The following is a 12,008-nucleotide window of genomic DNA, read 5'->3' as shown; positions in this document are numbered from 1 at the left end:
GGCGGAGCATCTGAGGGCTTCCTAAAAGTCCCGCCTTCCTTACCATGAAGCTTTGAAGAGGACCGTCACGAGTGCGTTACGCTTATGCCATCACCGGCGCCCTGCTGCTCGGCGGCACCGCCATTGCGGTCACGACCAGTTCCAATGTCGGGGCGCAGACCGCGCAGAATGAAGGCCTCACGGCTGCGGCGCCCGCGGGTGCGCCGGCCAGCCTGGCCGACATGGTCGAGAAACTGCAACCCGCCGTGGTCAATATCTCCACCAAGCAGCGGGTGAAGGTGCAGAATCCTTTCGCCGGCACGCCATTTGGCGAATTATTCGGTCAGGGTCAGGGTGGACAGCCCCAGACCCGGCAGGCGCAATCGCTGGGATCGGGCTTCCTGATCTCCGCCGACGGTTATATAGTCACCAACAATCATGTGGTGTCTGCCGGCGCTGAAGGCGCAAGCGTCGATTCGATCACGGTCACCATGACCGACAAGCAGGAGTTTTCCGCCAAGCTGGTTGGGCGCGACCCTGCGACGGACCTGGCGGTGCTGAAAATAGAATCGCCAAAGCCCCTGCCCTTCGTCAAGTTCGGCGACAGCAGCAAGGCGCGTGTGGGCGACTGGGTCGTCGCGATCGGCAACCCCTTCGCCCTTTCGGGTACGGTCACGGCGGGCATCATTTCCGCCCTGCATCGTGGCACCGGCGGCACCTATGACAAGTTCATCCAGACAGATGCGTCCATCAACCAGGGCAATAGCGGCGGCCCGATGTTCGACATGCGCGGTAATGTCATCGGCATCAACAGCCAGATTCTGTCGCCGTCGGGCGGCAATGTGGGCATCGGCTTCGCGATTCCCTCGGAACAGGCGGCGCCGATCGTCGATACGTTGCGCAAGGGCCAGGCGATCAAGCGCGGCTATCTGGGCGTGCAGATCAGCCCGCTGGGCGAAGACCTGGCCGACTCGCTCGGCCTCGCCAAGAATCGTGGCGAATTCGTCCAAGGCGTGGAGCCGGGCAAGGGTGCTGAAAAAGCCGGGATCAAGGCGGGCGACGTGATCGTCAGCGTTGCCGGCCAGGAAGTGACCGCAGACCAGAATCTATCCTCGATCGTCGCCAATCAGGACATCGGCGCGCGCGTGCCGATCATCCTGATCCGCAACGGCCAGCGGCAGACCGTCACCGCCATCGTCGGCGAGCGTCCGTCCGAAGACGAATTGAACAATTTCGCCCAACCGCAAGGCGACGAAGATTTCAGCCAGCAGGACCAGAATCCGGGTCAAGCGACACAGCAGGCGCTGGGCATCTCGGCGATCCCGCTGACGCCGGGCATCATCCGCCAGCTCGGCATCGCCGCCGACACGAAGGGCGTCGTCATCACGGCGGTCGATGGGTCGACTGACGCGGGAGCCAAGGGCCTGCGCCGCGGCGATGTCATCATCAGCGCCAACAACCGCCCGGTCGCAAGCCAGGCGGAGCTGGACGCGCAGGCGAAGGCGGTGGCGGCCCAGGGCCGCAACGCTATCCTGCTTCAGGTGCTGCGGCGGGGTCAGCCAGCCATCTTCCTGCCGGTACGTCTGCGCGACAAGTAAGCGGCGCTTGCCGAACCGTCCTAGCCCGGTAGAGTGAGGACGTCCTATCAGACCCGTTCGGGCTTAGCCTGTCGAAGCCTTCTTCTTCCCCTGAAGAACAGAAAGGTCCTTCGACAGGCTAAGGGCGAACGGGTTTTTCTTTTCGGAGTTGCAGCAATGAGCGACGGTATCTTCATCGGCTTGGGCGCACCGGAGAAGGAAGGCGGCGTTCCGCAGATGCTGAACCTGCGCCGCGCCAACCGTCATGGGCTGATCGCAGGCGCGACCGGCACCGGCAAGACCGTGACCTTGCAGGGAATCGCCGAGAGTTTTTCCGCGCTTGGCGTGCCGGTGTTCCTGGCCGACGTGAAGGGCGACCTTACCGGCATATCCATGGCCGGTTCCCCCACCGCCAAAAATGCCGACAAGCTGGTGGCGCGCGCGGCGGAAATCGGCATCAGCAATTATAGCTATGCCGATAATCCGGCGATCTTCTGGGATCTCTATGGCGAGCAAGGCCATCCGATCCGCACCACCGTCAGTGAAATGGGGCCGTTGCTGCTCGCGCGGCTGATGGGCCTCAACGAAACGCAGGAAGGCGTGCTGTCCATCGCCTTCAAATATGCCGATGAGGAAGGGCTGCTGCTGCTCGATCTGGGCGATCTGCAGGCGATGCTGGCCTATTGCGCGGAAAATGCCGATACGCTGTCGGCCCGCTACGGCAATGTCACCAAGGCCAGCGTCGGCGCGATTCAGCGGCAGTTGCTGCAACTGGAAAGCCAGGGCGGCGACCATTTCTTCGGTGAACCCGCGCTCGACATCCACGACATGCTGCAGGTGGACGAAAAAGGGCGCGGTTACGTGAACGTGCTGGCCGCCGACAAGCTGATGCAGAGCCCCAAACTCTACGCGACCTTCCTGCTATGGCTGTTGTCGGAATTGTTCGAGACGCTGCCGGAAGTCGGCGACCCCGACAAGCCTAAGCTGGTCTTCTTTTTCGACGAGGCGCATCTGCTGTTCGACGACGCGCCCAAGGCGCTGACCGACAAGATCGAACAGGTCGTGCGCCTGATCCGGTCCAAGGGCGTAGGCGTCTATTTCGTGACCCAGAACCCGATCGACATTCCAGAGGATGTCGCCGGGCAGCTGGGCAACCGGGTGCAACATGCGCTGCGCGCCTTCACCCCGCGCGACCAGCGGGCGATCAAGGCGGCGGCCGAAACTTTCCGCATCAATCCCGATCTGAACGTCGAGACGGCGATTACGGAGTTGAAGGTCGGCGAAGCGCTGGTTTCGCTGCTGCAGGAGGACGGGTCGCCCGGCATCGTCCAACGCACGCTGATCGCGCCGCCGCGGTCGCGGCTGGGACCGCTGGATGCCAAGGAGCGGGCGATCATCCAGTCGATCTCGCCGGTCGCCGGCAAATATGACGACGCAGTCGATCGCGAATCGGCTGAAGAGATATTGGCCGCACGCGGGCAGGCCGCCGCTGCGGCAGCGCAGGCGCAAAAGGCGCAGGCAGAGGCCGACAAAACCGCCGCCGCCCAAGCCAAGATCGAGGCGAAGCAGCGCGAGGCAGAATTGAAGGCGCAGGCCCGGCGCGAAACGGTGGAGGCGCGCGAAGCGGCCAAGCCCAGCGCTTTCGACAAAGCGATCCAGTCGGCCACGCGGGCGGCGGGCTCATCGGTCGGAAGGCAAGTCGCCAACGAACTGGGCCGCGCCGTGTTCGGCGGCACGAGCCGCAAATCCTCGTCCGGCGGGATCGCCGGCAAACTGGTCCGCGGCATATTGGGCAGCCTGTTCAAATAGGCTATGCTGTCTACCGGCAGGGAGGCGGCGCGTCATGCAGAAGACAGCGATTTGGACAGTAGTAGCGCTGGTCGCGGCCAGCCCGCTCCACGCCCAGACGATTGATCCCCATCATGTCATCGGCGCTGCGATCGCCAGCGACATCGCGCGCGACCGGCAGGCCGAGCGCGACGCCCGTCGCACGCCCTATGCCTCGCCAGGCTATGGCGCGATCGCAACGGCCGCTGCCGCACGCGACGCCTGCGCGGCCAAGGCGCTGTACCAGGCCGGCCCCGACGGCAAGCTGATCGGCCGCCCCCGCGCCAGCACCATGGCGACCGGATGGGAGGTGGAGGGCGAGATCGGCTTTGCCGAGGGCGGGGCCGCACCCTTCGTCTGCTCCGTGCGCAACGGATCGGTCAGCGGCGTGCTGTTGCAACGCTGATCGGCTATGTGGGGCGGAGCGATGGATCGCCGCCCGCCCCGCTCATAGGTCGCAAAGCAAATCTTGTTGCATGGTGGGCCGCACCCCTGTTGCTTCGGCAATATAAGCGCCGCTAAAGCCGTGGCCATGACGGCTGCCCCCTCCCCTCGCCACCCCCTGCATTTCGGCAATTTCCGGGCCTATCTCGCGGGACGGCTGTGCGCCGTGCTGGCGCAATACAGCATGATGATCGTGCTGGCGTGGCAGGCCTATAATATCGCGCGGGAGACGATGACGACCGCAGGCGCTTCGGCGCAGCTTGGCCTGATCGGGCTGGCGCAGTTCCTGCCGCTTTTCTTCCTGACACCCGTCACCGGATGGGTCGCCGACCATTATGACAGGCGGATCATCACCCGGCTGACGCTCACCTTGCTGACGATCGCGGCCGGGCTGCTTGCCTTCGCCACCTATGAAGGCTGGGTCAGCCTGCCGCTGATCTTCGGGATCGCCGTGATCGTGGGCATCGCCCGCGCCTTCAACGGCCCGGCCTATGGCGCGCTGGCGCCCAATCTGGTGCCACCAGCCGCGCTGCCCACCGCTATCGCCATTTCCAGCGTCTCGTGGCAGGCCGGGATGATCGCGGGACCGGCGGTAGGCGGCTATGCCTATGCCGCCACCCCTTGGGGCGCCTATGCGCTGGCGGCCATCCTCTATGGCGTGGCGCTGGGCGCGATGCTGCTGATCGGGCCGGTGCCGCAGCCGCCGCGCGACACCAGCCGCCATCCGGTACGCCAGATGATCGACGGCTTCACCTATGTGAAGGGCAACCGGCTGGTGCTGGCGACGATCACGCTGGACCTGTTCGCGGTGCTGCTGGCGGGCGCGACCGCGCTGCTGCCGGTCTATGCCCGCGACATATTGCATGTGGGGTCGGCCGGGCTGGGCCATCTGGCAGCCGCGCCCGGCATCGGCGCGGCGGCGACCGCGCTCTGGTTCTCCTTCCGTCCGATGAAGACCGAGGTGGGGCTGAAGATGCTGGGGTCGGTCATCCTGTTCGGCCTGGCCACCATCGCGTTCGGCTGCACCGCCTTCCTGCCGCGCGGCATCGCGATCGAGGCGGGGATCGCATCGCTGGTGGTGCTGGGCGGCGCGGACATGGTGTCGGTCTTCGTGCGCCAGTCACTGGTCCAATTGCACACGCCCGATGCGATGCGCGGGCGGGTGTCCAGCCTGTCGCAGCTTACCATCTCTGCCTCCAACGAACTGGGCGAGGCGGAGTCCGGTTTCCTCGCCGCGCTGGTCGGCCCTGTCGCGGCGGTGATCGGCGGCGGCGTCGGTGCTATCATCATCACCCTATTCTGGGCGCGACTCTTTCCCGAATTGCGCCTTGCACGAAGCTTCGATCCACCCGACATCGGGCGAGAAGAGAACAGCCAGGAGAAAAACCCATGAAAGCTGCCACGATTCTCGAAACCATCGGCAATACGCCACATGTCCGCATCAACCGGCTGTTCGGCGATGCGCCCGCCGGCACCGAAGTGTGGATCAAGTCGGAACGGTCCAATCCCGGCGGGTCGATCAAGGATCGCATCGCGCTGGCCATGATCGAGGCGGCGGAGGCCAGCGGCGAGTTGCAGCCGGGCGGCACCATCATCGAGCCGACATCGGGCAATACCGGCGTGGGCCTGGCCATGGTCGCGGCGGTCAAGGGCTACAAGCTGGTGCTGGTCATGCCCGAAAGCATGTCGATCGAGCGCCGCCGGCTGATGCTGGCCTATGGCGCCAGCTTCGACCTGACGCCGCGCGAAAAGGGCATGAAGGGCGCGATCGAACGCGCGCTGGAGTTGGTGTCGCAGACGCCGGGTAGCTGGATGCCGCAGCAGTTCGAAAATCCCGCCAATATCGACGTGCATGTCCGCACCACCGCACAGGAGATATTGGCCGATTTCGCCGACATGCCGATCGATGCGCTGATTACCGGCGTGGGCACAGGCGGCCATATCACCGGCGTCGCCGAAGTACTGAAAAAAGCATGGCCCGCGATCAAGATCTTCGCGGTCGAACCGACCCTCTCCCCGGTCATCAGCGGCGGCCAGCCCGGCCCGCACCCGATCCAGGGCATCGGCGCGGGCTTCATCCCGGCCAACCTGCACACCCAGTTGCTGGACGGCGTGATCCAGGTCGATCCGGCCGACGCCAAGGACTATGCCCGCCGCGCCGCGACGCAGGAAGGCCTGCTGGTCGGCATCTCGTCGGGCGGCACGCTGGCGGCGATCGCGCAGAAGCTGAAGGAACTGCCCGCGGGCAGCCGGGTTCTGGGCTTCAACTATGATACCGGCGAACGCTATCTGTCGGTGCCCGACTTCCTGCCCGAATAGGCTATTGGCGGCAAGCGAGGCATGACCGACCTACCTCCCCCGGCCCGGCCGCATCCTTTCCTGTGGCTGGTCTGGGCACTCCTGTTTGTCGGCCTGCCCGCACTGGCCGCCGCCTGGGACACGCGGGCGCGGCCGGACGCGGGCGCGCGCCGGATGGCCGTGGTCGAAGCCGAACGGATGAAACGCCCCACCACGCCGCCGCCGCCAGTGGAGCCGGTCGAGGTCTTCGCGCTGGAGCGGAACCAGGCGGTGGCGTTCAACGCGACCATCCCCTTTTCGCGCGATCCCAACCCGGCCGCCCGGCCCTTCCGCTTTTCGGGCTCCGAAACCGATCTGGCGCGTGCGACCGATTGCCTGGCGGCGGCGGAAATCTTCGAAGCGGGCGACGACGCCGTGGGCGAACAGGCGGTGGCGCAGGTGGTGCTGAACCGCGTGCGCCACCCCGCCTTCCCCAAGACGGTCTGCGGTGTCGTGTTTCAGGGACAGGAACGGCGCACCGGATGCCAGTTCACCTTCAGTTGCGACGGGGCGCTGACCCGCACGCCGGGCGAGGCCGCTTGGGGCCGCGCGCGCGAGATCGCCCGCGCCGCGCTGGCAGGCAAGGTCTACAAGCCGGTCGGCCACGCCACCCATTATCATACCGACTGGGTCGTGCCCTATTGGAGCGGCAGCCTGGACAAGATCGCGGCGGTCGGCACGCACCTCTTCTTCCGCTGGCGCGGCTGGTGGGGGACGCCCCCCGCATTTCACCAGAGCGACGACAAGGGCGAGCCGCTGATCGGCCGGATCGCGCGCTTCTCGCCTGCGCATCAGGGTGGGACGGATACCCCCTTGATGCCGCCGCCGACCGTGGCGGCGGCGGAGGCTGCCGCAGCGCTCGCCGCCCGGCCGCAACAGACGATCGGCGCGGATTCGCTGGGGCGTACGGTGGCGGGGGTTCGGCTGATCGCGATCGCGCCGGGGGCGAAGAGCTTTCTGGTCGAACTGCCTGCCGGCAGCGGCGGCGCGGATGGCTGGCCGGCGATGGCGCAGACCTTCTGCGCCGGGCGGGTCGAATGCCGGATCATGGCATGGCGGCCGGGCGCTGCGCCTGCGGGCCTGCCTCTCAGCGACGCGCAGATGGCGACGATGAGCTTCGCCTATATCCATAACGCCGGCAGCGGCTTGCAGCGGGCGCTGTGGAATTGCGGGCAGACGCCGCGGACGGCGAAGGAGGAATGTATGCGCCAGCGCGTGCCGACCATTGTCCCCACCCTGCCCACCGAAGCGCTGGCCGGTGTCCGGCGCAAGGGGCGGTTCGAAACGGTGAAGATCGCGCCGGTCATGCCCGCCGGTGAGACAAGAACAGCGACACCTTGAACGCTTGGCGTTTTGGCGGCTTACCTGCCCCCTTCACAAACCGGGCGCCAGCGCCTATATCGGCGGCAATCCGGTCGTCCTCTGCGCTGTGCGTAACGGGATAGGCCGTCCCCCGGATCGCTCGGGGTCTGGCTTCGAATTGCGCGCGAAGCTGGCGGAATTGGGCGAATTTTGGCGGGTCACAAAGTGCTGACAGTGCGGATCGGACAGTCCCGGCCCGCACTTTTTTGCGTGGATTGGCGGGTGCGAATCACCCCCTATTCCATCGCGCTTGGACTGAGTTTTCGCTGGGATGCGGAAAAACGCGACGAATGAAGGCAAGGACAACGCATGGCGACCAGAGCTCTCCCCCCGATCAGCAACACCGGCGCGAAGAAGCGCATCAGAAAGGTGTTCGGCGACATCCACGAAGTGGTGCAGATGCCCAACCTGATCGAGGTCCAGAGGGAGAGCTATGAACAGTTCCTCCGGTCCGACCCGTCGATCGGCTATGTGTCGGGCCTGGAAAAGACGCTGCGCAGCGTGTTCCCGATCCGCGATTTCGCCGGCACCGCCGAAATGGACTTCGTCCATTATGAGCTGGAAGACCCCAAATACGACGTCGAGGAATGCCGTCAGCGCGGCATCACCTATGCGGCGCCGATGCGCGTTACCCTGCGCCTGATCGTATTCGAAGTCGATCAGGACACCGAAACCCGTTCGGTCCTGGATATCAAGGAGCAGGACGTCTACATGGGCGACATGCCCCTGATGACGGGCAACGGCACCTTCATCGTCAACGGCACCGAGCGCGTCATCGTGTCGCAGATGCATCGTTCGCCGGGCGTCCTGTTCGACCATGACCGTGGCAAGACCCACTCGTCGGGCAAATATCTGTTCGCCGCGCGCGTCATCCCCTATCGTGGTTCGTGGCTCGACTTCGAATTCGACGCCAAGGACATCGTCAACGTCCGTATCGATCGCAAGCGCAAGCTGCCGGTCACGGCGCTGCTGTTCGCGCTGGGCCTGACGCCGGAAGATATCCTGGGCGAATTCTACAACAAGGTGACCTATGTCCGCGGTGAAGGCGGTTGGGTGATCCCCTATCTCGCCGAAGCCTGGCGCGGCCTGAAGCCCGCCTTCGACATCGTCGATGCGAAGACCGGTGAAGCGATCTTCCTCGCCGGCACCAAGATTTCGCCGCGCGCCGCCAACAAGGCGGAAAAGGACGGCCTGGAAACGCTGCTGATCCCGACCGAGGAAGTCTATGGCCGCTACAGCGCCTATGACCTCATCAACGAGAGCACCGGCGAAATCTACATCGAGGCGGGCGACGAAGTGTCGCCTGAAAATCTCGAAAAGCTGGACAAGGCGGGCATCGACCGCCTGGAACTGCTCGACATCGACCATGTCGGCACCGGCCCCTGGATTCGTAACACGCTGAAAGCCGACAAGGCCGAGGATCGCGACCAGGCGCTGAGCGACATTTATCGCGTCATGCGCCCCGGCGAACCGCCGACGAAGGAAACCGCCGAAGCGCTGTTCGCCGGTCTGTTCTTCGATCCGGAGCGCTACGACCTGTCGGCTGTGGGCCGCGTGAAGCTCAACATGCGCCTGGACCTGGACGCCGAAGACACGGTCACCACCCTGCGCGTCGAGGACATCCTCGCCGTGGTCAAGGAACTGGTGAACCTGAAGGACGGCAAGGGCGAAATCGACGATATCGATAACCTCGGCAACCGTCGCGTCCGTTCCGTCGGCGAACTGCTGGAAAACCAGTATCGCGTCGGGCTGCTGCGCATGGAGCGCGCCGTCAAGGAGCGCATGTCGTCGGTCGACGTGTCGACGGTGATGCCGAACGACCTGATCAACGCCAAGCCTGCCGTGGCCGCCGTGCGTGAATTCTTCGGCTCGTCGCAGCTGTCGCAGTTCATGGACCAGACCAACCCGCTGTCGGAAGTCACCCACAAGCGCCGCGTGTCGGCGCTTGGGCCGGGCGGTCTGACCCGCGAGCGCGCAGGCTTCGAAGTCCGCGACGTTCATCCGACGCATTATGGCCGTATCTGCCCGATCGAAACGCCCGAAGGCCCGAATATCGGTCTCATCAACTCGCTGGCCACATTCAGCCGCGTCAACAAATATGGCTTCATCGAAACGCCGTACCGCAAGGTCGTAGACAATAAGGTCACCGACGACGTCGTCTATCTGTCGGCGATGGAAGAAGCCAAGCACACGATCGCGCAGGCCAACGCCGAAGTCGATGCCGACGGCCATTTCGTCGAGGATCTGATCTCCTCACGCGAAGCCGGCGAATTCCTGATGGCGCCGCGCGACCACATCACCCTGATGGACGTCAGCCCCAAGCAGCTGGTGTCGGTGGCGGCTTCGCTCATTCCGTTCCTGGAAAATGATGACGCCAACCGCGCGCTCATGGGATCGAACATGCAGCGTCAGGCCGTGCCGCTGGTGCGCGCCGAAGCCCCGTTTGTGGGCACCGGCATGGAAGGCACGGTCGCCCGTGACTCCGGCGCGGCGGTCGCGTCCAAGCGGGCGGGCATCGTCGATCAGGTCGACGCGACCCGTATCGTCATCCGCGCGACCGGCGACATCGAAGCCGGCCAGTCGGGCGTCGATATCTATACGCTCCAGAAGTTCCAGCGGTCGAACCAGGACACCTGCATCAACCAGCGTCCGCTGGTCCAGGTCGGCGATCTGGTCGAAGCCGGCGACGTCATCGCCGATGGTCCCTCGACCGAGTTCGGCGAACTGGCGCTGGGCCGGAACACGCTCGTCGCGTTCATGCCCTGGAACGGCTATAACTACGAAGACTCCATCCTGATCTCCGAACGGATCGTGAAGGACGACGTCTTCACCTCGATCCATATCGAGGAGTTCGAGGTCATGGCCCGCGACACCAAGCTGGGGCCGGAGGACATCACCCGCGACATTCCCAATGTCGGTGAAGAAGCGCTGCGCAACCTCGACGAGGCGGGCATCGTCTATATCGGCGCGGAAGTGGAGCCGGGCGACATTCTGGTCGGCAAGATCACCCCGAAGGGTGAATCGCCGATGACCCCGGAAGAAAAGCTGCTCCGCGCCATCTTCGGCGAAAAGGCGAGCGACGTGCGCGACACGTCCCTGCGTCTGCCGCCGGGCGTCGCCGGGACGGTCGTGGAAGTCCGCGTGTTCAACCGTCACGGCATCGACAAGGACGAGCGCGCCATGGCGATCGAGCGGGAGGAAATCGACCGCCTGGCGAAGGATCGCGAGGACGAACGCGCTATTCTCAACCGGGCGACCTTCAACCGCCTGCACGAAATGCTGCTGACCCAGACGGCGTCTGCCGCGCCCAAGGGCGTCAAGAAGGGCGTCGTGATCGACGATGCTCTGCTGGCCGAAGTCGAGCGTCACGAATGGTGGAAGTTCGCCGTCGAGGACGACGGCCGCCAGGCCCAGATCGAGGCGATCAAGGGCCAGTATGACGAAGCGGTGAAGTCGATCGTCGACAAGTTCGAGGATCGCGTCGACAAGCTGCAGCGTGGCGACGAACTGCCGCCGGGCGTGCTGAAGATGGTCAAAGTGTTCGTCGCGGTGAAGCGCAAGCTGCAGCCGGGCGACAAGATGGCCGGCCGTCACGGTAACAAGGGCGTCATTTCGCGCATCCTGCCCGTGGAGGACATGCCGTTCCTGGAAGATGGCACCCATGTCGACATCGTGCTGAACCCGCTGGGCGTGCCATCGCGCATGAACGTCGGCCAGATCTTCGAAACGCATCTGGGCTGGGCCGCCCGTGGCCTTGGCCAGCAGCTCAAGCACGCGCTGGAAGACTGGCGTGAGGCCAATCCGAACCCATCGGCGGGCGACATGCCCGACGCGGTCAAGGAACGGCTGCTGACCTCCTATGGTCCGCGCTATGCCGAGCAGATCGAAGGCCGCTCGCCGGAACAGATCATCGACCTGGCCGAGCATCTTCAGCGGGGCATCCCGATGGCGACGCCGGTGTTCGATGGCGCCCGTGAAGCGGACGTGTCGGCAATGCTGTCGCTGGCAGGCCTGCACACGTCGGGCCAGTCGGACCTGTATGATGGCCGCACCGGCGATCGGTTCGACCGCAAGGTGACCGTGGGCATCATCTACATGCTCAAGCTGCATCACTTGGTCGACGACAAGATCCATGCCCGTTCCATTGGGCCGTACTCGCTCGTCACGCAGCAGCCGCTGGGTGGCAAGGCGCAGTTCGGTGGCCAGCGCTTCGGTGAAATGGAGGTCTGGGCGCTCCAGGCCTATGGCGCGGCCTATACGCTCCAGGAAATGCTGACGGTGAAGTCGGACGACGTGGTCGGCCGCACCAAGGTCTATGAGGCGATCGTCAAGGGTGACGACACGTTCGAGGCCGGCATTCCCGAAAGCTTCAACGTGCTGGTCAAGGAAATGCGCTCGCTGGGCCTCAACGTCGAACTCGCCACGATGGACCCGGTCCTCGACGAAGACGGCGTCGCGCTGGCTGCGGAATAAGGGAAGCTT

The 12,008-nt window shown here is 65.0% G+C and carries 7 protein-coding genes; all 7 read left to right on the top strand.

What is annotated here, in order from left to right; translation table 11 throughout:
* Window positions 1-71: 71 nt before the first annotated feature.
* The 7 genes from EWH12_RS04945 (at window position 72) to rpoB (ending at window position 11,999) form a co-directional block, all read left to right on the top strand.
* Window positions 72-1,577, top strand: a complete 1,506-nt coding sequence (locus EWH12_RS04945; protein ID WP_066604387.1) for a Do family serine endopeptidase — start codon at window positions 72-74, stop codon at window positions 1,575-1,577.
* 156 nt (window positions 1,578-1,733) lie between these two features.
* On the top strand, window positions 1,734-3,365 hold the full coding sequence (locus EWH12_RS04940) for a helicase HerA-like domain-containing protein (protein ID WP_129925899.1): 1,632 nt from the start codon (window positions 1,734-1,736) through the stop codon (window positions 3,363-3,365).
* A gap of 34 nt (window positions 3,366-3,399) precedes the next feature.
* The gene (locus EWH12_RS04935) at window positions 3,400-3,789 is read left to right on the top strand and encodes a hypothetical protein (protein WP_129925898.1); all 390 of its coding nucleotides are present in this window, start codon (window positions 3,400-3,402) and stop codon (window positions 3,787-3,789) included.
* Between the two features lie 126 nt (window positions 3,790-3,915).
* Window positions 3,916-5,220, top strand: coding sequence for an MFS transporter (locus EWH12_RS04930; protein WP_066604399.1), 1,305 nt, complete (start codon window positions 3,916-3,918; stop codon window positions 5,218-5,220).
* On the top strand, window positions 5,217-6,146 hold the full coding sequence (cysK, locus tag EWH12_RS04925) for a cysteine synthase A (protein WP_129925897.1): 930 nt from the start codon (window positions 5,217-5,219) through the stop codon (window positions 6,144-6,146). The genes EWH12_RS04930 and cysK overlap by 4 nt, the downstream gene beginning before the upstream one ends.
* Before the next feature lie 21 nt (window positions 6,147-6,167).
* A complete protein-coding gene (locus EWH12_RS04920) occupies window positions 6,168-7,505 on the top strand; it encodes a cell wall hydrolase (protein WP_129925896.1) in 1,338 nt (445 codons plus the stop codon).
* 330 nt (window positions 7,506-7,835) lie between these two features.
* Complete coding sequence (rpoB, locus tag EWH12_RS04915; protein ID WP_129925895.1) at window positions 7,836-11,999, top strand: DNA-directed RNA polymerase subunit beta; 4,164 nt, start codon at window positions 7,836-7,838, stop codon at window positions 11,997-11,999.
* The last annotated feature ends 9 nt before the right edge of the window (window positions 12,000-12,008 follow it).

The organism is Sphingobium cupriresistens (assembly GCF_004152865.1).
In the GTDB taxonomy this organism is placed as follows: Bacteria; Pseudomonadota; Alphaproteobacteria; order Sphingomonadales; family Sphingomonadaceae; genus Sphingobium; species Sphingobium cupriresistens.
This window is presented reverse-complemented; position numbering and strand designations above follow the sequence as displayed.